This window comes from Dyella humi, assembly GCF_044904605.1.
Classification (GTDB): domain Bacteria; phylum Pseudomonadota; class Gammaproteobacteria; order Xanthomonadales; family Rhodanobacteraceae; genus Dyella_B; species Dyella_B humi.
This window is the reverse complement of the sequence record NZ_JADIKI010000022.1, coordinates 722761-745074: the sequence shown is the minus strand read 5'-3', so window position 1 is coordinate 745074 and position 22314 is coordinate 722761. Positions and strand designations below refer to the sequence as shown.

Genomic DNA, 22314 nt, shown 5'->3' with positions numbered 1-22314 from the left:
GGCAAAGGAGGCTGTTTTGTCTTCCTTTGTGAAGCGAGTTACGGGGGAGACGGTAGGCTGGGGTGAGCGCATGCGAACCCCCAACGTCGACGCCCGATCATGCATGGCAGGATTCGCATGCGCTCAACCTATGTATTGCCATCATTCCCGCGAGAGCGGGAATCCACTTTTTTCCATCCAGAGGCAAGATGGATTCCCGCTTTCGCGGGAATGACGGCCATAGAAGATCACGCTCTGAAGGATGTTTGGCGAATGGCCGCGAGTCCGAATATCACGAAGCAAAACTGCAGGTACGCATCAACGTTGCGCTGGGATGCTCACCAAACGCACGCCGGTAGTTGGCGGCGAAGCGCGACAGGTCCCACAAACCGCAGCTCATGGCCACCGCCTTGATGGATGGCCTGCTCGCGTTGCCATGCACGGAAAGTCGGCGGCTGGCTTCGTGCAAGCGAAGCAGTGACAGATAACGGGTGGGCGATACGCCGAGCAGATCGTCGAAAACATGGCGCAAGCTGCGATCGCTGATCTGCACGGCGGCAGCGATTTCTTCGATATAGATATCGCGATGCAGGTTCGCGCGCATGAAACGCACCGCCTTGCGCAACGTCGGGTAGTGTGGCCGGTAGCCGTTGGCGGGCGTCAAGGCGGGAACGGATTGAGCAAACAGTTCGTTCAAGGCGCGGTCGTCCACCAGCGTGTCTGCCATGCCGCTTTCCACGAACACGGACATGCCATGCCTGGGCTTACCGATCAGGCTGTCGAACATCACTGCATAACGCGCGCCCAACCGTGTTTCAGTGTGGCACTCCGGTCTAAACAGCGAGAACTGCTGCCCCGCGTCGCCGAAGGAATCGGGGTTTCTTTCGACGGCGCTCAATACGCTGGGGCGCACGGGAGCCAGCGCCAGGCTGATGCTCGATTCCGGCGCGAGCATCATTTCGCAGGAACTGCCGGGCAACGCCAGCAGCACCGTGCCCGAATGCAGCGGCATGCCCGCGCACCAACTGCCCTGCGCTGCTTGATAGAAATAACAAAACAGGAAATACCCCGGCGGCAACACGAAGCGCGAGTGAATGGCAAAGTCGACCACGAAGCTGCACAGCATCGCGGCCCCGTGCCGGTAACTGCCCAGCGTTCCGCGCAGCTCGCCTTCGCTCAGCGAAATCGCCTCCATCTTGCATTCGTCGAACGCCCTGCGCATGACATCGATACCCGGCAGCGCGAATTTCCGTTCCACCTGGACAGGTGACGTCGCCATGGATTTCCCCTTCAATTGAATGATGTCTCGCCGAAAAACGCACGATGGGCGCTTGCAATGCCCATCGTCAGAGCCCGCCACGCGGCGGGCGCACAAACTAAAAAGGTATGCCGCTCGCCGTTTCAGCGATGCGTGATTAGCTTTCGTGGAGGTTTGTCGGATAGCTGGCAGACAGGCGTCTGCGCGATAGCGGTAACCGTGCCGCGACGGACTTGGATAAGCATGAAGACCCCCCGAGTGAACACTGCCCTGTCGTACCGATGGGCTGCAGCCTTCGCCGATGTGTGTGCGCCGGTCATCCGATGACACCTATTAGGCAAGCGAGCAAAACGGCTTGCCGGTCAAGTGGAACACGCGCAACGTTGAAGGTTGTCTCGAGCTTATTCAGATGAACAGCTGATGAAAATCAGAACTGTCTCAAACATCGTCAAGAGAATGTGTAGAAGCGAACCTATTCGCCATACAAGCCATGCAGGCGCGCATACTCGAACAGCTGGCTGTCGTTGTCGATGCCCAGCTTGAGCATGGCGCTGCGCTTCTGGCGACTGATGGTCTTGATACTTCGATGCGTGCGGGCGGCAATTTCGGTAAGGCTGCGCCCTTGCACGAACATGCGCACCACTTCCGCCTCTCGCGCGGAGAGAATCGGCTTGGCATCGCCGCGATCGGTCCGCTTGTCGGTGGCGAAGTCGTGTCCATCGGCCAGCCGCTCCTGAAAATGCCGAGGCACGTAGCTGCGCCCGGCGCGCACGGTACGCAGCGCAACCAGCAACTCATCGACCATGCCGGCTTTTTCCACCACGGCGTCCACGCCTTCCTGGTACATGGTTCTGACGATGGCCGGATTGCGCAGCATCGTCAGCACCACGATACGCAGTTTCGGGTGACGCCGACGCAATTCGCGCAGCAGCAGCACGCCATCCAGAGGCTCGCCGACATCCTGCATCAGGAAGTCGACGATCACCACATCGCAAGTGGTACGTGCGAGCACGCCGAGAAGCTCGTTCCCGTTCGCCGCTTCGCCCACCACCTCGTAGCCTTCACTGCCATGCTGCAACAAAGTGCGCAGGCCGATACGCACTACTTCATGATCATCCGCTGTAACGATCCGCACTCACGCCTGCTCCACTGGCTTCGCACGTGGCCTCGTAGCGGACATCACGGCACGAAACACTTTGCATCAAAAATACAGATCGAATGGTGGCTTCCTCAGCGAAATTTCTTGCCAAGTCAAGCCGTCGAATTTGCGATGTTCGACAATGATCCTTATGAAATTTTTCACAGCCGTGTGACGAGGCCGTAGTCTAGTCCGACTTATCCGATTGGGCCAATCAAAAAGTGCCATAACAGCGTCATGTTGGGACATTGCTTTGTAAATGAGAAATGCGTCACAACATCAGGCAAAGAAGGAATTTGCACGCGATGACTTTCTGCGCTTGGCGGAAAAATAGGTAAGCGACGTGAGTGCTGCCAATTCGCGCGGTCGCGATGATGTGGATGCGTCAAACTTTCTCTGGACAGCGGCGCGGCAGACGCATTTGCTTGCATGTCAGCCTGTGCGTTTCGCGGATAGCACTCAAGCCGCGCATCAACAGATGCGCGCAAACTGTGTTTCATGGAACTGACATATCGCGCAATCATCCTTGTCGCGAAAGAAACGTGAGCATCGCAGTAAGCGGGGCGTCTCGCGGCGAACTCCCGTGAAGAAAACCGTTGACGCCTCGTGCGCGTTCTTTTCAAGCACCTTTTGCGAAGGTGCACCGCATGACTCCGACGTTGATAATCCCCATGAGCATCCGCAACGCCACCATCGCCATGCGCAAGCGCAAGATCGGCCTGTTCGAACAGGAACGCATCGCACCCTTGGATCACGAACGGCAGCGCCGCAACGGCACGTCGAGCAAGGCCAAGAAAAAGGAAGCGGCGCAGTTCAAGAGGACTGAGAGAGCGTCCTGGCGGGACAACTAGCTCTTCCTCTCATAGTAGGGAGAGAGGGCAATTTTTCACGGCCGTCGATTCGGAGCGCGTAGGCTGGGGGTGAGCGTATGTGAACCCCAACGTTTCCACGCAGGCCACAGGTTTGTGGCTCACCCCATATCAGGTCAGGGGCTCACCACCAACCTACACGCCCGGAATCAATGATCACGCAAGGCAAGGGTCATGAGTTCGTGAGCGCGCTCACTTCGTTCGCCACGATTGCCGCGCGCAGTTCGCGCGAGAGTTCATCCACGGTGAAGGGCTTAGTAATAAGCCGTACGCCTGCATCCAGCACACCGTTGTGCACAATAGCGTTGCGCGAATACCCGGTCATGAATAGCACGGGAAGATCGGGCCGCGCATCGCGGACGTCGTCGTAAAGCTGCCTTCCGTTGGCGCCGGGCATGACGACGTCGGTGAGCATCACGTTGATCCTACGATCGCTGTCCAGAAGCCTCCGCGCCGACTCGGCGTTCTCGGCGGCAATCGCCTCGTAACCCAGATCCTGCAGAACGGAAACGACGAACTCCCGCACGTCGGCGTCGTCCTCCACCACCAGCACCTTGCGTTCCGGCACACAGGCGGCGTCCGCGGCGCAGGTCACCTTCGGTTTTTCTTCATGGTTGGAGGTATCCCTCGGTAGATAGAGCTTTACCGTGGTGCCCACGCCGGGTTCGCTGTAGATCTTGACGTGCCCCTGCGATTGCCTGGCGAACCCATGCACCTGGCTCAGCCCCAGACCAGTGCCCTGCCCCACTTCCTTAGTCGTGAAGAACGGATCGAACGCCCGGTTCATCACGTCCTCCGACATGCCGCAACCGGTGTCGGTGACACCGACAATGACGTACTGGCCGGGCGTGACATCGTCGTGCGCATCGGTGTACGTATGGTCGAGGAACACGTTGGCCGTTTCGATGGTGAGCTTGCCCATGCCGTTCATGGCATCGCGCGCGTTCACCGCCAGGTTGAGGATGGCGCTTTCCAGTTGCGGCCGATCGACGAAGGCGCGCCACAGGTCACCGCCCTGCGCGGTTTCGATCTGGACGTTCTCGCCCAGAGAACGACGCAACATTACCGAGACATCGTGCACACACTGGTTGACATCAACCGACTTGGGCTGCAGAGGCTGTTGACGAGAGAAGGCAAGCAGTCGCTTGGTCAGCTCCGCCGCGCGCTGCGCGCCGGTCAAGGCGTTGTTGGCGAGCACGCGGCAACGGCCTTCGCTTTCCGGCAGACGCTTGATCACCATTTCCAGGTTGCCGACGATGATGGCCAGCATATTGTTGAAATCGTGCGCCACTCCACCGGTGAGCTGGCCAAGCGCTTCCATTTTCTGCGCCTGGCGCAATTGCAGCTCGGCGGCTTCGCGCTGCCTGATTTCCTCGCGCAGCACCTGGTTTTTCTCGCGCATGTCGTTGGCGTAGCGACGTGCCTTCATCACGATGACCAGCCCCAGCGCTGCCGCAAACAACATCAACACAATCGTGGCCGTGGTAAGAAACGAGCGATGCATGGTGGCCGCCGAGCTGCGATCGTGCAGCATGTCCAGCTCGGTGCGATCGAAATCGGCAGCCAGATCGCGAATGCGGCTCATCCGATTGCGCCCCAGGTTGGTCTTCACCAGCGACATCGCGGCGCCGCGATGACCATCCTGCCGCTGCCGGATGGTGCTGGAGAGCTCGTCCATCTTCGCCTCGATGAGCGGATAAAGCGCATCGAGCTGTTTCTGGTGCGCCATGCTTTTTTCGGTGAGCTGGCGCAGTTGCCCTTCCAGCACGGGCAGTTGCGTCTTTGCCTTGTGGACCGTCTCGATGTAGCTGTCGTCACCGGTCAGCAGATAGCCGCTCTGCTCGGCCTCGGCTTCCTGCACGGTACCCAGGAGTTGCTCGAGGGTCTGCCTGACCTGCATGGAATGCTCGACCAGTCGATCGGCCCCCGTGCTGGAGAGCGCCGCGACGATCACCAACGTGCACACGCAAAGCAACAACACGAATGCGCCGATGAGCCCCAGCCGAATACGCGCCTGTGCGGATTCGTGTTCCATACGATAAGCCTTTGGTCAAACTCACACCGGGTTGCAGGCTGGCTTCCCTGCGCTTGATCCCGATCGTTACGACAATATGCCGGCCAGCCGATGTATCTACACCAGCAACGATGGAATGGTGCTTATGCGTGCTCGGTGATGGCGGCCAGCAAGGTCTTGCGGTCAAAAGGCTTGGGCAGATATTTCATCCACGATTGCAGGCTCTTCTCAGGCGGCTCGCTGTCGCCGGACATCACGATCATGGGGCATATGAGCCCTTCCTCGTGCATCGCCACACCCATTTCGATGCCGCTCATGCCTTGCTTCAGGTTGAGGTCGGTCACTACGACACCGATGTCCGGACGTATGGAAGCGACTTGCAAGGCTTGCTCGGAACTGTTCGCGGCCACTACTTCGTAGCCTGCATCCTCGAGCATGTACGCGGTCACCTCGAGTACATCCCGGTTGTCGTCAACGAGCAGAACAGTCTTCATGCCATCCCCACCCGATCAATGCCGATTCGGCGATCCGTTGAACGTATTCGGCAGCGGCCCAATGGATAGTGAATATGTACGCGTAACGTGGACGATAGCTAAAACCGGAGTGAGCAATGTGAAAGCGAGGTCAAGATAAGCTGCTTTATTTATCAACAAAACGTATGCATTCGCGAGCATCAGCCACTAGCACATTTTGGGCCAACGCATGGGCTTGCCTCATCACCATTCTGGCGAAGGCCCTTTTGTGTCCGGGGAAGTTTTCTGCTCGACTGAGCGAGATGACTGAAATGTTGTGCACGATTCACGCGCGACCGACTCATACATGACTAGGCTGGTTTCAAATTCACTCCTGTCGCGCCACGCAGCATCAGGATGCGCGACCGCCTACGCCCCAGACACCGCCCTACCGCTGACTGCTCACCACTGCTCGAGCCGCTCGCTGTGGCGCTGCTCCGCGTTCGGATAGCGTTTGAGCGCATGCGTCTCGGCACAGCCTTCGCACACCGACGCGTAGGCGTTCTCCACCACCGTGCGCGACAGCCCAGAAAGCCGTTCATTCTCGAGGGCGCACTCGTATTTCGCCTTGACGTGCTCCTCGCCCCGTTCCACTTCATCAATCAGCGCGGTGTAGCCATAGTTCATCGCATGACGAAGGTTGCCGAACACGCGCGAGGCATGCGCGGCCGGCATCCCTTCAACCGCCGCCAACTGCTCCTGCAATGTCTGAGCGATCTGCTTGCGCTGCGTCGACAGATGTTCGAACAAGGCGCGAATACGTGGGTTGCCGATATTGCTCGCCACTCTTTGATAATGCCTGGCGCTGTCCAGCGTCGCACCGATCAGGCCATTGAGAATGCTGATATCGTCACCCGCGTTCATGAGCCACCTCCCCGCGTTCAAGCGCCGATGGTAAACACACCGCCATTCATGCACCGCGGAAAAGACGTAAAATTTTCTGGCGTGCGCGAACTGCGAACTTCGGCGACAAGTTCACGCAAATGATGACTGCCATCACCCCATGCAGCCGGACCGGTTACGTACAATGGCGCACGCTTCGTGCGCTGCGATGTACCGCTAATGAGCAGTCAGCGCGATAAAGAGCCGTGGACGGAGGCCGCGGGAAGCCATGGACGCTTCCTGCGGCCTCATCTTATTCGGTGAATCGCAGGAACACGCACACCGTCCGCTCCCTCTACGCGAGAGGAAGCGGACGGCCCGAGACGCGATCTTCGCTAGTAGCTTAGTGCCCGGCGGTCGACGTCGAGGCTGGCATCTGCGCAGTGCTGCTGGCCGGCGGCGTCATCGGTGACATGGCGCTGTGCGAAGGCGCAGGTGCCGTGGCGGGCGCGGCAGGTGCGGCCGGCGCTGGCGCTGTGGCCGGACTGCTGGGGGCACCGCCGCTTGAGTTGCTATTGGGGTTGCTGCATCCGCCAATAGCCAAGCCGATACAGGCAACTGCGATACCAAGTGCCGTGCGATTCATGATTTTCTCCTGACGTGACATGTGATTTTTCGCGTCGTGGCCGATTGAGCCGTGATCGCCCTCGGGAACGCATTCCCTACGGTTTAGCCGTACATCTCTATTTAACGACTACAAGCCTCACCTTGACCCCCTTGTATGCAAGGCTTTGTGGAGTAATTGTCAACGTATCGTTGTAAAAACCGAATGGACGCTGACAAATCGCCTCGTAGACCCTCCCAGGCAGCGTTTTAACTGAACGGATACGCATCGCGCTGTTCCTCCCTCCCGCCGATCAAGCCAGTAACGCACGTGCTGCTGCGCACACCCGCTCGACCGTAAACCCATATTGGCGCACCACCGTTTCGCCGGGGGCGGATGCACCGAAACGGTTCACACCCAGCATGGCGCCATGTGGGCCGATGTATTTCTCCCAACCTTGGGAAACGCCCATTTCCACCGCCAGGCGTGTGCCGATCGATGGGGGCAATACCTTGTCGCGCTCGCTCTGCGGCAAGGCTTCGAACAGCTCATGGCTAGGCATCGATACGCTGCGCACGGCAATGCCCTCCTCGCCCAGCCGCCTGGCCGCCTCTACGATCAACGGCACTTCAGAGCCGGTAGCGATCAGGATCAGCGAAGGCTTGCCGTCCGGCGCATCCGCCAGCACATAGGCGCCCTGTCGCAACCCTTCGGCCGAGGCGTAGCGTTGACGATCGAGCGTCGGCAGTTTCTGCCGACTCAGCGCCAACAGCACGGGACGGTCGCGCGTTTCCACCGCGACTTTCCACGCTACGGCGGTTTCGTTGGCATCTGCTGGACGGATCAGCACCGCATTCGGTATCGCGCGCAAGTTGGCGAGGTGTTCCACAGGCTGATGCGTAGGCCCGTCTTCACCCAGCGCAATGCTGTCGTGCGTGAACACATGCACCACGTGCAGGCCCGTCAGCGCAGCCAAGCGGATCGGCGGACGCATGTAATCGGAAAACACCAGGAAAGTGGCGCCGTAGGGAATGAAGCCGCCATGCGCCGCCAAGCCGTTGACGATTGAACCCATCGCGTGTTCGCGCACGCCGAAGTGGATGTTGCGGCCGGTGTAGTCGCCGTGTTCTACAGCTGGATCGCGTTCGCCTGGCTCGCCCGTGCGCGGCGGCTGGAAATCGCCAAACTTGCTCAGGGCTGTCTTGGTGGAAGGATCCAGATCGGCCGAACCGCCCACCAACGCGGGCAGCCTAGGCGCCAGCGCGTTCATCACCTTGCCCGAGGATTCGCGCGTAGCGAGTCCTTTCTCGTCGGGCTCGAAAAACGGTACGTCCGCATCCCATCCTTCCGGCAATTCGCCGCGCAGGCGCGTTTCAAGTTCCTGGAAAAGATCCGGGTAATGGTTCTGGTACTCCGTCATTAGCTGCGTCCACGCGATTTCCCGATCGTGCCCTGCTGTGCCGTTCTTGCGCATGTGCGAGACCACGTCATCCGGCACCAGGAAAGCCGGCTCCACCGGCCAGCCAAGCTTTTCCTTGGTCTTGCGCACGTTTTCCTCACCCAGCGGCGAACCATGCGCCTTGTAGCTGTCCTGCTCTGGCGAACCGAAACCAATGTGAGTGCGCACGCGGATCAACGACGGACGCGCCACTTCCAATCGTGCCTGGCTCAGCGCCATATCGATGGCGGCCAGATCGTTGCCGTCTTCCACTGTCGCGGTGTGCCAGCCGTACGCCTGAAAGCGCTGGACGCGATGCTCGGAAAACGTCACGTCCGTGCTGCCGGCCAGTGTGACGCGATTGTCGTCGTAGAGGCAGATCAGCTTGCCCAACTTCAAGTGCCCTGCCAGCGATGCCGCTTCGGACGCCACACCTTCCATCAGATCACCGTCGCTGGCCAACACATACGTGTGATGATCGATGATCGTGTATCCATCACGGTTATAGCGCGCGGCGAGATGCGCTTCCGCAATCGCCATGCCCACCCCATTGGCGAAACCTTGTCCCAGCGGCCCGGTAGTCACTTCAACGCCCGGCGTATGCCCGCGCTCCGGATGCCCCGGTGTCTTGCTGCCCCATTGGCGGAACTGCTTGATGTCGTCCAACGTCAGCGCATAACCGGCCAGAAACAACAGTGCGTAAAGCAGTGCGGAACCGTGCCCGGCCGAAAGCACGAAGCGATCGCGGTCAGGCCACAGCGGGTTGCGGGGATTGTGCTTGAGATAGCGATCCCACAGCACGTACGCCATGGGTGCCGCACCCAGCGGCAAGCCTGGATGACCGCTGTCGGCCTTCTGCACCATGTCGACGGCGAGAAAACGTAGCGTATCGATGCATTGCTGATCGAGCTGAGCAGACATGCCGGGATGCTGAGAAGTGGAGATGCGAATCAGATGCCTTGCGCCGCTTTGCATTCTTCATGCCCGCAACTGCATTGCTTGCCTTCCGCGCGCAGCTTGTCGGCCTGACTACAATAATCGCCGCAATACTGCCCTGCCTCCGGCACTTTGCATTGGCAAGGCCCGTATGCGCATTTGTGATCGATCTGCATGCGGAAGTCGCCTCTTCGCTCAGCGGGGATGTCGATTTAAGCGCAGACGATGCGATATAGGCGGTTCTGATGGGGTGAAGATTAGATCGCCGTGATGGCGACATGCCTGATTTTGGTCATTCGCTTTGCTTGCTACATGCCGTCACGTTTCCTCTCTCCTTTGGGATCGCGGGCGACCTCGCACACGTTTTCATCTATGGCACGCATGCTCATCGCAAGAACATGCAACCAAACACGCACACGTAACGCAAACCTCCACGCATACTGATGCGCGCACTACCACAGAATAGTTGAACCGATTCCAGCAGTTCTGGATCGCTGGATAGATCGATCTACATCGCAATGAACCAACTCGTGAACGGACAAGCGGCCATGCTCGCCATTAATGATGCGTTCTGGTGCTTCAATCTGATCGCCATAGTCGCGATTTAGCTCGCAAAACCTCTTTCATCAGCCACGCTCAAGGCGGCAAGTGAACGAGACTGACACGCAGACGACATTTTTCCTTCACGCTCGAGTCACCACACGCGTGAAAGATGCATAGACGGGGAAAACAGGATGCCGTGCATAACGGAGATATCAATGCACGTGCTCGTCGTCGAAGACAATCCGGATACCAGAGAACTTCTGCAGCAGGCGCTGAAGAACGCAGGCCATGTGGTTTACCAGGCCTTGTGCGTGCACGATGCGCTGCGTCTTTCTCGCATGCATCCGAATATCGACGTGGTGATGGTGGATGTGCATCCCGGTCATCGGCCCTCCAACGTGGAAGTAGCGCAGGAAATGCAACGGCAGTTGCCCAATGGCCATTGCGTACTCGCCTCCGGTGACTGGGATACGCTCGAATCCTCATGCATGAAAGACATGACCGTGCTGCGCAAGCCCTACGGCAAGAGCGATCTGCTCCGGGCACTGGAGCGCTGCGCGGCCCGCTTCGGCATTGCTGAAACCAGGAAGATACACGCGTAGTTGTCGAAGAAAGGCAACGCTGCCAAAAGAGTGGTACACGGCGCAAAGCGAGCTGAATCTCGCCATGAAACGCACGCTCGCGATACCGTCATTCCGGGATTAAATAGGCTCCCGATAGAGAGCTCTTTCGCGCTGAGCACATGCCCCACCAAACATCCTGGTTACATCCAGTTGCCCTGCCCTTGACATATCCCGTTGCAAGTTAGCGTCGACAGTGTGCATGCGCATCCATCGTGTCGCCCGCGCAATACCGATTGTCGCCCGTGCACCAGGATCGTCACACCAAGCGGAGCAGCCGTGACCCTTCGGGAATATCAGCGCAAGAGCCACTTCGAAAGCACTCGGGAACAAAAACCGGACGCGGCTGTTCCGGAAGGACAGCGCGCGCTGTTCGTAGCGCAGCTTCACCACGCTTCCCCTCGCCATTCAGTTGAACAACCAATGACTTTTTCCGTCGACCCGGAGGATCGCTCATGACGACCACGCTGGATAAACCCTTGAGGCGCGAAATCGATGTAGAGGGGCAGCCTTATACCGTGCTGCTGGACGCCCAGGGCATCAAGATCACCCGCAAAGCTCACCGCAAAGGCATTGAGCTGAAATGGACCGATTTGATCAACGGCGACGCGGCCGTCGCGGCGGCGTTGAATGCGTCGGTGACGGACGAGCAGTGACAATGGGTTTTTCGCCTTTGCTTGCTGGCGGATCGGTTGAGGTGAGATGAAGCAATCTCACGCAATGCACAATCTTGCCGTGCCGTCATTCCGGCGAAGGCCGGAATCCAGTCCAAACATGCGTCCGAAGGACACTACACCTATCTATGCCGAGTGCTGCGCACGACGTATTCGTACTGGATTCCAGCCTTCGCTGGAATGACGATAACCACCTTTATGGCAAGGTTGAAAACCCATACTGTGATTTGATTTACTGCCGCGCTTCCAACCGCATCCCCCGCGGTGTCAACCAACGCTCCACGCCTTCGAACAACCCCTGCACGACCAGCGCCATGCACGCAGCGGGAATGGCGCCCTCCAATATCAACCCCGTGTCGTCCAGCCGAATGCCGGTCACGATGGGTTGCCCATAACCGCCTGCACCGATCAACGCACCCAATGTCGCCGTGCCCACATTGATCACCGCGGCTGTCTTGATGCCGGCAAGAATGGCGCGCATGGCCATCGGCAATTCCACGCGACGCAGGCGCACGCCGCGCGGCAACCCGAGCGCTGCGGCAGATTCGCGCAGATCCGGCGGAATGCCGGTGAGGCCCGCATACGTGTTGCGCACTATCGGCAACAGGCTGTACAGGAACAAGGCAGCAATGGCCGGCCACGTGCCGATGCCGAAGAAGGGAATCATGAACACGAACATGGCCAACGATGGAATGGTCTGCAGCACACCGCTGAGCGCCATGATGAGCTGACCGAGGCGCTTGGCGCGCGCCGAAAACACGCCAAGTGGAATCGCGATCAGCACCGCTGCTGTCAGCGAAATCAGCACCAGCCGCAGATGTTCCGCGGTGCGGAGCCACAATCTCGTCCATATGTTCGCGCCATCGCCATCCGGTTGCACGCCCAGGAAATCCGCGGCCACCACGGTTTCTTTTTCGCTGTGCAGTTTCACCATGGCGTTCATCTGCCGCATTGCATCGGCGCCGATGCGGCCGGAGAGTTTCTTCAAGGCATCTACGAAAGCCGGCGAACGGCTTTCAAGATCGAGGCGATATAAATAGACCGCCTCGTATTGCGGGAAATAATGCCGATCGTCATCGAGCGTGCGTAGGTGGTAGTAAGGAATCTCCGCATCGGTGCTGTAGAGATCGATCGCATCCACCGCACCGCTGGCCAGCGCGCGGTACGACAACGCATGATCCAGCCCACGCACCTGCGGCTGCGGCAATCCATAACGCTGACGCAAACCCGGCCAACCGTCGCTGCGTGCCATGAACTCGTTGGAAAAGCCCAGACGCAGTTCGGGATGTGCCGCAAGATCCGTGAGGCTGCGAATGCTGAGCTGTGCGGCGCGTTCCTCGCGCATGCCGATGGCGTAGGTATCGTCGAAGCCCAACGAATCGGTGATACCGATACCCAACGGCTTGAGCGCGGCGCGCAGAGCCGGAATACCGGCATCCGGTGGAACGTTTTTCAACAGCTCATGCGTAAGCGTGCCGGTGTATTCGGGGTATGCATCGATATCTCCGTGTTGAAGTGCGCTCCATAGAATGGCGGTACCGCCGAGCTCGCGCTGATGCAGTACCGATAGGCCCTGCTGTCGCCCCGCCAGGCGCGCGATTTCGCCCAGGATCACCGATTCGGTGAATTGCTTGGAACCGATGCGCACCGGCGCCGCATGCGCCCACATCGGCAGCAACAACACCATCGCCGCGGCAAGCCATACGCGCTTCATGACGCAACCCCGCGCAAGGTGCGCTGCGCTTCCACGAAGCGGGTGACGAAGGGATCGGCCGGACGCGTGCACAGATCGTCCAGACGGCCATCCTGCACGATCTTGCCGTGGCGCATCAGTACCAGGCGATCGGCGAACCATGCGGCCTCGGCCATGTCGTGCGTAACCACGATCACGGTCTTGCCGAGCTGATCGAAAATCGCCTTCAACTCGTCCTGTAATTCATGGCGCACGATGGGATCGAGCGCACCCAGCGGTTCGTCCAGCAACAAGGCATCGGGATTGAGCATGAGTCCGCGCATCAGGGCCACGCGCTGACGTTGGCCGCCGGACAACTCAGCGGGATAGCGCTCCAGTGCGCCGGGCGGCAGATGTGTGAGCGTGGCCAGTTCCTCGGCGCGCTGGCGAATACGATCCCGGTTCCAGCCCAGGTGATGCGGCAATAGTGCGAGATTGCCCAGCGCTGTGAGATGCGGAAACAAGCCGCCTTCCTGGATCACGTAACCGACGCGCCGGCGCAACGCCAATACCTGCGCCGGTTCGAGCACCGAACCATCCACCCGAATTTCGCCGCTGTCCGGCCACTCCAATCCCAGCAGCACACGCAGCAACGTGGATTTGCCGGAGCCACTGCTGCCGATCAGCGCCGTGTTGCTGCCGACTGGGAAGCGCAGGCTCACATCGTCCACAGCCATCACTGCGCCGTAGCGCTTGCTGACATGGCGGAGCTCGAACGCTTCGGGAGAGGCGTTGCTGGTAGTTGGCATGGGGGACGCGGTGGCAGCGGGGAGTTGAATTGTAGGCTGTGATGACAATCCCAGCTTCTCTGGATGTCACTGAGGCTGGGATTGGTATCCCAGCCTACGCGATTCACGGCGATTCCGAAGAGCGTGCAGCCTGAAAGGTAAATGTTGCATAGCAGCATGTATCCTTTCCCCATGCCCGCTCAACCCGCCCTTCTCCACTACTGGCGCCGCCTGCGCGGCTCGGACCGCTTCGCCGAATGCCAGCGGGTATTGCTCGCGCTCGGGGGCGTGATTCTCTATTGCCTTTGGCGCCAGCATGCCGCGGCGATGATCCCGGCTATGCTGGGCGTGATCGCCTGTGCGCTCGCCGAAACCGAAGATCACTGGCGCAGCCGCCTCACCACCCTGTTGGTCACCCTGTTCTGCTTCGCTGGCGTGGCCTTCGCGGTGGAATGGTTGTTGCCCCGCGCCTTGCCATTCGCGCTGGCGCTCGGGCTGATGACCTTCGCGCTGGTGATGCTCGGCTCGATAAGCGCGCGCTACGCCACCATCGCTGGCGGTACGCTGCTGCTGGCCGTCTACACCATGATCGGCACCGATCAGCCGCATCCGCCGATGTTCCTCTTCATCGAACCTTTGCAGTTGCTCGCCGGTGCTGCCTGGTACGGCGCGCTATCGCTGCTGTGGAGCGTACTCTCGCCTCAGCTCGCCGTGCGCCATGCACTGGCGCGCGTGTTCGATGCGCTGGGCGATTATCTGGAAACCAAAGCGTCGCTGTTCACGCCGGTACATGGCATTGATCGCGATGCGCTGCTGCTCACGCTGGCGATGCAAAACGAACAGGTGGTGGAAGCGCTCAACGATACGCGCATCGTGCTGATCGATCGCATCGGCATGCGCCGCCCGCGCGGTGCCACGGCGGCGCGCCTGCAACTCTACTTCAAGGCGCAGGACATCCACGAGCGTGTCAGTTCCTCGCATTACCCCCATGCCGAACTGGCCGAAGCCTTCTATCACAGCGACGTGTTGTTCCGCTGCGAACACATCCTTCGCCTACAGGCGCGCCAGTGCCACGAACAGGCCCAGGCGCTGCGCCTGCGCACCGCGCCCACTACCACGACCGACCTGCGTGCCGCGCAGAACGATCTGCGTCATGCCATTCACGCGCAACGTCACACCGCCCACGCGCCATCCGAACAACTGCTGCGTTCGCTGGACGCGCTGTTGCGCAATATCGCGGCCATCCAATCCCTGCTGGAAAACGAACACACACCGGCAACACTCGCGGGCGAAGACGGTGCTCTGCAAAATCCCGGCCCGCAATCCTTGAGCGAAGCCTGGGAACGCGTCACCATCCAGCTCACTTCACGTTCCCCGCGCTTCCGTCACGCGATTCGCCTCTCACTGGCGCTGATGGCCGGTTTCGGCGTGCTGCGGCTCGTGCATCCTCAGCATGGCTATTGGATTCTGCTGACCACCCTGCTGATCTGCCAGCCGAGCTACGGCGCCACGCTCGCGCGCATGTTGCAACGCGTATCCGGCACGATGATCGGCGTGGTGATCGGCTGGGCTACGCTGCGCCTGCTGCCGGGCACGCCGTGGCAGTTGTTGTTGATTGTGCTATCTGGCGTGGCGTTCTTCGCCGCGCGGCTGCGGCGCTACACCCTCGCCACGGCCTCCATCACCTTGTTCGCGGTGCTGTGCTTCAACCAGGCCGGCAACGGCTACGACGTGATGTGGCCTCGCCTGCTCGACACGCTGATCGGCGCCGCCATCGCCGCCATTGCGATCTACCTGATTCTGCCGGATTGGCAGGGCCGCCAGCTCGACCAGGTGCTGTCCAATACCCTGCGCAACGACGCGCGCTACCTGCAGCAGGTCATCGCGCAATACGTGCACGGCAAGCGTGACGACCTGCCCTACCGCATCGCGCGCCGCGAAGCGCATAACGCCGACGCCGCGCTTAGCGGCATGCTCGCCAACATGCTGCGCGAACCCGGTCGACAGCAACGCGGCAATGAAGACCTGCTGCGCTTCCTCATCATCGCCCACACCATGCTGGGCCATATTTCCGCGCTGGGTGCGCACCGGCAGGCGATCAGCCACCCCGAGGCCCGCGACACGGTCACGCTGGCCGGCAACCTGATCGTGACCAAACTGGAACACCTCGCCGACGCGCTGCTCACCAACGCGCCCGCCTCACCATCCGATACCGAAGCAGAGCAAAGCATGATGCCGCATGCGGATGGTGTGAACGATGAGACGGCGCGGCTGGTGCTTGGGCAGCTTGGACTGATCTTGACGTTGCGGGATCGCTTGGCGAGTGTGGTGCGGGATATGCGCAGCGAGTGAGGCGATGTGCCTTGCGAGAATCCATCTAGGTTGGGTGAGCGCATGCGAACCCCAACTTACGCTTGGCGCTCCTGGGCTTCAGCGCTTCCAGCCAAGCCCAAGACTTTTCTGCAACGACACAAAGTCCCTCAACAAATCCGCCTGCCCCGCGACAAGATTCTGTTGTGCGGAGAACTGCGCCCGTTGCGTATCCAGCAGATCGATCAATGAAGACGCACCGGCTTCGTATCGCTGGTGCATCAAGCTCGCGGAGCGATCCGCCGACACTTCGATCTGTTGCAGACGCTGCACGCTGTCGCGCTGATGGCCGTAACGGGACAGCGCATTGTTTGCATCCTGCAGCGCGCCGAGCACGGTTTGCGTATAGCGGGCAATGGCTTCGTCACGACTCGCTTCGGCCTGGCGAATGCTGCCACGCGTGCGCCCGAAATCCAGCACATCCCATTGCAGGTAGGGCACGCCTAACCAGGTGAATGCGCTTTTCCGTGTCAAATGCCCGGGGTCGCCCGCGTTGGAACCGATAAAGCCCAACATCGTCACCTTGGGAAACAGGTCGGCGGTGTGCTCGCCGATCTGCGCGTTGCTGGCGGCAAGCCGGCGCTCGGCGGCACGGATGTCCGGTCGTTGCTGCAGCATCGTGGCCGGATCGTCGATCGGCACTGACGCCGGCAGCGCAGGTAACGGCGCGGGCGTCGACAGTTCGCTATCCAACGCGCCGGGCGCTTGGCCGGTAAGCATGGCGAGCTGATCCAGCGATTCGGTGATCTGCTCATCCAGCGGAATAAGCGTTGCGCGAGTGTTTTCCACCTGCGTGGTTTGCCGCTCGACATCCGCATCGGTGCCGACACCACGCGCGCGACGCTGCTGGATCAAGGTGAGCGTCTGCTGCTGCAGTTCGGCGGACTGATTGGCCAAGGCCAGACGCCGCTGCTGATCGCGCAGACCGATATAGGCCTGCGCTACCTCGGCGGCAAGCGTCACCTGCGTATCGGCGAGATCGGCATCCACCGCTTCGGCCTGGGCCGATGCCGCTTCGACGGCGCGGCGTGTGCCGCCGAACAGATCAATTTCCCAGGACGCATCGAAGCCCGCCGAATACAGTTGCAGCGGGCCTTGTCCACTCGACGTGTTGGACGATTGCGATGACTGCAAGATGGACACATTCGGCTCACGCATGCGCAACGCCGCCGCATCCGCCGAAGCCGTCGGCAATTCTTTGGCGCGCTGCTGCTGCAGCTGTGCGCGCGATTCGCGTAGGCGCGCCTGCGCGGCATGTAAGTCCGAATTGTGCGCCAGCGCCGCGTCGACCAAGGCATCCAGTTTGGGATCGCCCAGCGTCGTCCACCACTGACTGGGAGCATGCGTCGTGGTGACACCCGTCACTGGCGCACGCACGAAAGCATTCGCATGGGTCACCTGCGGCGCACCGTGGTAATCAGGGCCGACGGTGCAGCCGGACAGCGCTGTGAGCGTGCTGATCAGCACGGCCAGCAAAACACGCGGCGAGCTTATGCCGGTTGTAGACATGTCAAACATCCTCAATGACCCTCGCTCACCGGCGCGTGGTAGCGTGGTGTCTTCAGCAACAACGCCAACGGTATGCAACACGCTAGCGCAACGGCAAGTACGTAAAAGGTTTCCGAAAAGGTCATCACCAACGCCTGCTGCTGAATCTGCGCCGCAAGCTGGCCGAGCGCGCGCATCTTGGAATACGCCATATCGCCCGTGCGCGCGAACCAATTGGCCGCATAGGCGGCGAGACGCTCTTGCCCGAGCAACGAATTAGCAGTGAGCGATTCGCGGATTTCCGCCACATGAAACGTATTGCGACGATCGATCACCGTACCGATGATCGCCAAGCCAATCGAGCCGCCAAGATTGCGCGCCATGTTGTACACGCCAGCCGCGTCACCCGCTTCTTCGCGCGATACCGCCGCCATCGACGCCTGATTCAAAGGCATGAACACCAGCATCTGACCCGCGCCGCGAATCAGCTGCGACCACAGGAAATCGTGCCCTACGCTTTGCGCCGTGAGATGAATATCCAACAGACAGCTGGCCACGAAACACAGCAGCCCGATGATGGCGAGGATGCGAAAATCCACCCTGGCTAACAGCCGCGGCAGCAAGGGCATGACCAGAAAAGCCGGCACACCGGCCGCCAGCATGATCCAGCCGGATTGTTCCGCGTTGTAGCCTGCGATCAAGCCGAGGAATTGCGGGATCAGATAGATCACCCCGTAAAACACGCCACCGACCACCGACACGATGAGGATCACGCTGGCATAGCGTGGATTGCGCAGCAGACTCAACCGCATCACCGGCTTTTTGGCAGTGAACTGCGAGATCGCGATCAACACCATGCCCGCCAGCGATAACAAGCTGAGCCACACGATCATGCTCGATTCGAACCAACGTTCGCGCTGCCCTTCTTCCAGCACCACCGTTAACGAGCTGAGGCCGGCCGACAGCCCGGCGATACCGACCCAGTCCGCCTGCTTCACTGCATCCCAATGCGGTCGATCCGACGGCAAGCCGATCAGCAACAGCGCGATCAAGCCCAAGCACACCGGCAAATTGATGAAGAAGCACCAGCTCCAGCTGATGTTTTCCGTCAGCCAGCCGCCCAGCACCGGGCCGAGCAAGGGGCCGAGCAACACGATCAAACCGAAGATGGTCATGCCTACCGGCAACTGCGACATCGGCAAGCGGCTGCGGATGATCGTCTGCCCGGTGGGAATCATCGCGCCGCCGGTCAAGCCCTGGCCGATGCGACCAATGATCATCGCCGTCAAGGTGTGCGACAGGCCGCACATCATCGAAAACAGGATGAAGAGCACTGAACCGCCGAGCAGAAAGTTGCGCAGGCCGAACACCCGCGTCAGCCACGCCGCCAGCGGAATGATCACGATTTCCGACATCAGATAGCCGGTGGAAATCCAGGTGCCCTCGGTGCCGGTGGCGCCGATTTCACCCTGAATCTGCGGCAGCGCCGAATTGGTGATGGAGATGTCGAGTGTCGCCATCAAAGCGCCCAGCGCACCCGCCGCCACGGCGACCCAGTCGGCTGCACTGGCGCGCTCTGGATGAGCGGCGGCGGTCTCAGCCACGGTTGCTGACCGCCGTGGACGATGACGCCTGCTCGCCCGGATCACGCGTGTCCACTTCCACCGTCACCGACAAACCTGGCAGCAGCAATTTACGGGTTTGATCATCGGTATCGAGGCGGATACGCACCGGCACGCGTTGCACGATCTTGGTGAAGTTGCCGGTAGCGTTCTCCGGCGGCAGCAGCGCAAATTGCGAACCTGTACCCGGGGCGAAACTGTCGACGACGCCATGCAACTCCGTGCCGGACAGCGCATCCACATGCACGCTCGCTCGCTGGCCCGCACGCATCCGGCCGATCTGGGTTTCCTTGAAGTTAGCGGTGAGGTAGACACTTTGAACCGGCACAATCGTCATCATGCGCGTGCCCGGTTGCGCGTACTGCCCCACACGCACCGTGCGATCGCCCACCCGGCCCGCCAGTGAACTGCGCACCAACGTATCCTGTAGATCGAGCCGCGCCTGCCGCGCGGACGCCTGCGCGGCCTCCAACTGCGCGCGTGCTTGCGCAATCTGCGCATCGAGATCGGCCATTCGCGCCTGCGCCTGATCGAGCGCTGCGGCATCCGCCGCCAGGGTTGCGCGGGCCTGATCGCGATTGCTGGTCAACACCGACAACTGATCGCCGCTCTCGGCGCCCGTCGTTGCCAGCGGCGTGTAGCGATGCACTTCGTCCTCGGCATGACGACTACTGATCTGCGCCACCTGCAACTGCGCCTTGGCCTGCTCGATCGCCGCGCGTTGCTGCAGGATGCCGGCCTGCGCACGCTGGATATCCGCCTGACGCGCATCGATGGTCGCCTGCGCCTGATCCAGCGTGGCCTGGTATTGACGGCCATCGAGCCGCACCAGCGGATCGCCCGGCTTCACCGCCACGTTGTCGCCCACGTACACGTCGGTGACATAGCCACTGACCTTGGGCGCGACCGTCACGCTGTCCGCCTGCAGGTAGGCATCGTCGGTGCTTTGCACGAAGCGGCCCACCAGCCACCAGTAACCCAACGCAAGCAAGGCTGCGATGAGCAGCAGCGCGCCAACCGGCAGCAGGAAGCGGCCGGCGTTCGAGCGGCGGGAGGATGGAGCGGCGGCATCTTTCGATACGGCGCCAGATGGTACGGACATGCCCTGATCCCCAAAATTATTCCGAGTGGAATATTTATTCCGATTGGAATAATTTTGTCAAATGATATCTTTGTGGCAAGACCCGTAGGGAATTACGAATGAGCCAGGTCAAACGCCTTCGCCGCCCACCGGCCGGCGGCTATGCACGCGGTGACGAAACGCGCGAACGCATCATCGCCGCGGCGGTGACGCTGTTCGGCGAGCGCGGTTTTGCCGGCGCCTCCACCCGCGACATTGCCACCGCCGCGGGCGTCAACGCCCCTGCGCTGCAGTATTACTTCGAAAACAAAGAAGGGCTTTATCAAGCCTGCGCCGAACACATCGCCAACGACCTGAAGGCCCGTTTCGTGCCGGCCATGCGACAGGCCCGCGATGCACTGAAAAACGACGCCAACACGGATGCCTTGATTGAAGCTTTCCTCGGCATCAAGGCGGTGACGCTGGAATCCGTGCTCATGCAACCCTTCGCCTCAAGCCGCCGCCTGTTCGTCGCTCGCGAACTCGCCGACGAGGAACCGCAACTGGCATCCAAACTGCTGCATCGACGCTTGAAGCAACCGCTGAACAAAATCACCGCCGACTTGCTTGCGCGCATCACCGGCGTCGGCCCCAATGATTCGATAACCCGCATCCGGCTACTTACGCTGAAAGGCCAGGTGATGCCGTTCTACCACCCGCCCGGCGCATGCCTGGACATGCTGGGATGGAAGGAAATCGATGCCGCCAAAGGCGAGTTGATCAAGGCGACCGTACTCGAGCAGACGCGCACGTTGTTGCAGGCTTGGCGGGTCTAGCCGGCATCGGTCGTTGTTCCCCTGGCAAGAACGGACGTATTGGCGGGCCAGCCAACGCATTCATTCCTGTTGCCATCTGGGATGGCACGCCGAAAACGACGGTGAACGAAGCCTACTATCTTGACACGCGGGGCGACTGGTGCTGGAACAACTCGCGCTGATACTGACACTTCAGGATCGGTTGACAAGCGGGATGCGGGATATGCGGCGCGAACGATGGCATGGGCACCTAGCAATAGTTGATGCCTAGAAGGCTCGCAGAGTGTGCGACGAGGCTCGCCGCGACAGCTATTCCTCCCTGTGCGCAACACACCCTGTAAGCCTTCCGGGCATCATGCCGCCTATTCAGAATTGACCGTAGCACCCCTGGTATCTAATTCCTTCCTTCAATATCGAATTGCGCATCCAGGATCGTGAAAGAAATTCCATCCTTCTTTTCAGTTACAAAATGCAAACTTCCACTAACCCGCTCAATGGGTTGGTGATTTACAAGGTTAATCCTGCCGCTAACGGCTTCATAGCTGGGCACATAATCAGGATATTCCGCCAAGCACGTCAGAAATACCACATCGGGACTGGGCACTGTGTACGTACCAGTGGCCGCATTTTTTTCTTTGAGTCCAAAACCAATAACCAATCCTGGAATCGATGAATCTAACGACATGCGGGCGAACAGATCCAATACGGGAGAAAATTCCGGACCTCGATAAACTTCGCTAGTCGTGCGCACTATTGGAACAGTTGGTAGGCCGTGTCGTACTTAATTTGTATCGTAGCGCGCATCTCCCCTATTGCCTTGCTCGCTTTATCAAACAGCCCGTGAGCCTGCGTCTGCTTTTGAGCGTGGGACATGATCAGTTCCTCTTGAGGAGTTGAAAAGACAGTATCTCTGCCGCAAGCAGCGTGGAATTGAATCCGAAGAGATTAACTATCGATGGCGCTGCTGACTCAATCGCCGCGCACGCACGAAAATGCCCAAAAGCACGTACGCTGATATGGTCCGCATTCGACTTCCCTCCATAGATGCGACCCTACGCCGCTCCCCTGGCCGGATAGTGCCCACTGCTTGCT

The 22314-nt window shown here is 60.2% G+C and carries 18 protein-coding genes; 5 read left to right on the top strand and 13 right to left on the bottom strand.

The features are described 5' to 3' along the window. Positions 1–271: 271 nt before the first annotated feature. Both ISP18_RS08340 and ISP18_RS08335 read right to left on the bottom strand, forming a co-directional pair. Positions 272–1258, bottom strand: a complete 987-nt coding sequence (locus ISP18_RS08340) for a helix-turn-helix domain-containing protein (protein ID WP_380009359.1) — start codon at positions 1256–1258, stop codon at positions 272–274. Between the two features lie 451 nt (positions 1259–1709). Then, positions 1710–2372 carry a response regulator gene (locus ISP18_RS08335; protein ID WP_380009356.1) on the bottom strand — a complete coding sequence of 221 codons (663 nt, stop codon included), beginning with the start codon at positions 2370–2372 and terminating at the stop codon, positions 1710–1712. Positions 2373–3046: 674 nt separating this feature from the next. On the opposite strand from ISP18_RS08335, the gene ISP18_RS08330 reads away from it, so the two are divergent. Next, positions 3047–3226: a hypothetical protein gene (locus ISP18_RS08330; protein ID WP_380009353.1), complete on the top strand. Its 180-nt coding sequence runs from the start codon at positions 3047–3049 to the stop codon at positions 3224–3226. Positions 3227–3416: 190 nt separating this feature from the next. Here ISP18_RS08330 and ISP18_RS08325 read toward each other — a convergent pair whose 3' ends face one another. From ISP18_RS08325 to tkt, 5 genes are all read right to left on the bottom strand, one after another. Beyond that, positions 3417–5279 (bottom strand): CHASE3 domain-containing protein, encoded by a 1863-nt coding sequence (locus ISP18_RS08325; RefSeq protein WP_380009350.1) that lies wholly within the window; start codon positions 5277–5279, stop codon positions 3417–3419. Positions 5280–5401: 122 nt separating this feature from the next. Then, entirely contained in the window at positions 5402–5752 is a 351-nt protein-coding gene (locus ISP18_RS08320) for a response regulator (RefSeq protein WP_380009347.1), read from the bottom strand. A gap of 420 nt (positions 5753–6172) precedes the next feature. Next, positions 6173–6634 carry a PA2169 family four-helix-bundle protein gene (locus ISP18_RS08315; protein ID WP_380009344.1) on the bottom strand — a complete coding sequence of 154 codons (462 nt, stop codon included), beginning with the start codon at positions 6632–6634 and terminating at the stop codon, positions 6173–6175. A 361-nt stretch (positions 6635–6995) separates the two neighbouring features. Beyond that, on the bottom strand, positions 6996–7238 hold the full coding sequence (locus ISP18_RS08310; RefSeq protein ID WP_380009341.1) for a hypothetical protein: 243 nt from the start codon (positions 7236–7238) through the stop codon (positions 6996–6998). Positions 7239–7509: 271 nt separating this feature from the next. Further along, positions 7510–9555 carry a transketolase gene (tkt, locus tag ISP18_RS08305; RefSeq protein WP_380009338.1) on the bottom strand — a complete coding sequence of 682 codons (2046 nt, stop codon included), beginning with the start codon at positions 9553–9555 and terminating at the stop codon, positions 7510–7512. Between the two features lie 773 nt (positions 9556–10328). Here tkt and ISP18_RS08300 point away from each other — a divergent pair. Then, positions 10329–10715 (top strand): response regulator, encoded by a 387-nt coding sequence (locus ISP18_RS08300; RefSeq protein WP_380009335.1) that lies wholly within the window; start codon positions 10329–10331, stop codon positions 10713–10715. A gap of 473 nt (positions 10716–11188) precedes the next feature. After that, complete coding sequence (locus ISP18_RS08295) at positions 11189–11389, top strand: hypothetical protein (protein ID WP_380009332.1); 201 nt, start codon at positions 11189–11191, stop codon at positions 11387–11389. 250 nt (positions 11390–11639) lie between these two features. Here ISP18_RS08295 and ISP18_RS08290 read toward each other — a convergent pair whose 3' ends face one another. After that, positions 11640–13121: an ABC transporter permease/substrate-binding protein gene (locus ISP18_RS08290; protein ID WP_380009329.1), complete on the bottom strand. Its 1482-nt coding sequence runs from the start codon at positions 13119–13121 to the stop codon at positions 11640–11642. After that, positions 13118–13888 (bottom strand): ATP-binding cassette domain-containing protein, encoded by a 771-nt coding sequence (locus ISP18_RS08285; protein WP_380009326.1) that lies wholly within the window; start codon positions 13886–13888, stop codon positions 13118–13120. Before ISP18_RS08285 ends, ISP18_RS08290 begins: the two co-directional genes overlap by 4 nt. Before the next feature lie 171 nt (positions 13889–14059). Here ISP18_RS08285 and yccS point away from each other — a divergent pair, with 171 nt between their 5' ends. After that, a complete protein-coding gene (gene yccS, locus ISP18_RS08280) occupies positions 14060–16219 on the top strand; it encodes a YccS family putative transporter (RefSeq protein WP_380009323.1) in 2160 nt (719 codons plus the stop codon). 78 nt (positions 16220–16297) lie between these two features. Here yccS and ISP18_RS08275 read toward each other — a convergent pair whose 3' ends face one another. The 3 genes from ISP18_RS08275 to ISP18_RS08265 are packed head-to-tail and all read right to left on the bottom strand — an operon-like array spanning position 16298 to position 20449. Then, the gene (locus tag ISP18_RS08275) at positions 16298–17746 is read right to left on the bottom strand and encodes an efflux transporter outer membrane subunit (protein WP_380009320.1); all 1449 of its coding nucleotides are present in this window, start codon (positions 17744–17746) and stop codon (positions 16298–16300) included. An 11-nt stretch (positions 17747–17757) separates the two neighbouring features. After that, positions 17758–19329: an MDR family MFS transporter gene (locus ISP18_RS08270; protein ID WP_380009317.1), complete on the bottom strand. Its 1572-nt coding sequence runs from the start codon at positions 19327–19329 to the stop codon at positions 17758–17760. Then, on the bottom strand, positions 19322–20449 hold the full coding sequence (locus ISP18_RS08265) for an HlyD family secretion protein (RefSeq protein ID WP_380009314.1): 1128 nt from the start codon (positions 20447–20449) through the stop codon (positions 19322–19324). The genes ISP18_RS08270 and ISP18_RS08265 overlap by 8 nt, the downstream gene beginning before the upstream one ends. A gap of 98 nt (positions 20450–20547) precedes the next feature. Between ISP18_RS08265 and ISP18_RS08260 the strand changes: the two genes are divergently transcribed. Beyond that, entirely contained in the window at positions 20548–21243 is a 696-nt protein-coding gene (locus tag ISP18_RS08260) for a CerR family C-terminal domain-containing protein (protein ID WP_380009311.1), read from the top strand. A gap of 373 nt (positions 21244–21616) precedes the next feature. On the opposite strand, the gene ISP18_RS08255 is transcribed toward ISP18_RS08260, so the two are convergent. After that, the gene (locus ISP18_RS08255) at positions 21617–21925 is read right to left on the bottom strand and encodes a hypothetical protein (RefSeq protein ID WP_380009308.1); all 309 of its coding nucleotides are present in this window, start codon (positions 21923–21925) and stop codon (positions 21617–21619) included. Positions 21926–22314: the final 389 nt, after the last annotated feature.

What these genes read in the sequence shown, in the direction of transcription:
- ISP18_RS08340 (WP_380009359.1), bottom strand. Translation starts at nt 1,258, where the DNA reads ATGGCGACGTCACCTGTCCAGGTGGAACGGAAATTCGCGCTGCCGGGT.
- ISP18_RS08330 (WP_380009353.1), top strand. Translation starts at nt 3,047, where the DNA reads ATGAGCATCCGCAACGCCACCATCGCCATGCGCAAGCGCAAGATCGGC.
- ISP18_RS08325 (WP_380009350.1), bottom strand. Translation starts at nt 5,279, where the DNA reads ATGGAACACGAATCCGCACAGGCGCGTATTCGGCTGGGGCTCATCGGC.
- ISP18_RS08320 (WP_380009347.1), bottom strand. Translation starts at nt 5,752, where the DNA reads ATGAAGACTGTTCTGCTCGTTGACGACAACCGGGATGTACTCGAGGTG.
- ISP18_RS08315 (WP_380009344.1), bottom strand. Translation starts at nt 6,634, where the DNA reads ATGAACGCGGGTGACGATATCAGCATTCTCAATGGCCTGATCGGTGCG.
- ISP18_RS08310 (WP_380009341.1), bottom strand. Translation starts at nt 7,238, where the DNA reads ATGAATCGCACGGCACTTGGTATCGCAGTTGCCTGTATCGGCTTGGCT.
- tkt (WP_380009338.1), bottom strand. Translation starts at nt 9,555, where the DNA reads ATGTCTGCTCAGCTCGATCAGCAATGCATCGATACGCTACGTTTTCTC.
- ISP18_RS08300 (WP_380009335.1), top strand. Translation starts at nt 10,329, where the DNA reads ATGCACGTGCTCGTCGTCGAAGACAATCCGGATACCAGAGAACTTCTG.
- ISP18_RS08295 (WP_380009332.1), top strand. Translation starts at nt 11,189, where the DNA reads ATGACGACCACGCTGGATAAACCCTTGAGGCGCGAAATCGATGTAGAG.
- ISP18_RS08290 (WP_380009329.1), bottom strand. Translation starts at nt 13,121, where the DNA reads ATGAAGCGCGTATGGCTTGCCGCGGCGATGGTGTTGTTGCTGCCGATG.
- ISP18_RS08285 (WP_380009326.1), bottom strand. Translation starts at nt 13,888, where the DNA reads ATGCCAACTACCAGCAACGCCTCTCCCGAAGCGTTCGAGCTCCGCCAT.
- yccS (WP_380009323.1), top strand. Translation starts at nt 14,060, where the DNA reads ATGCCCGCTCAACCCGCCCTTCTCCACTACTGGCGCCGCCTGCGCGGC.
- ISP18_RS08275 (WP_380009320.1), bottom strand. Translation starts at nt 17,746, where the DNA reads ATGTCTACAACCGGCATAAGCTCGCCGCGTGTTTTGCTGGCCGTGCTG.
- ISP18_RS08265 (WP_380009314.1), bottom strand. Translation starts at nt 20,449, where the DNA reads ATGTCCGTACCATCTGGCGCCGTATCGAAAGATGCCGCCGCTCCATCC.
- ISP18_RS08260 (WP_380009311.1), top strand. Translation starts at nt 20,548, where the DNA reads ATGAGCCAGGTCAAACGCCTTCGCCGCCCACCGGCCGGCGGCTATGCA.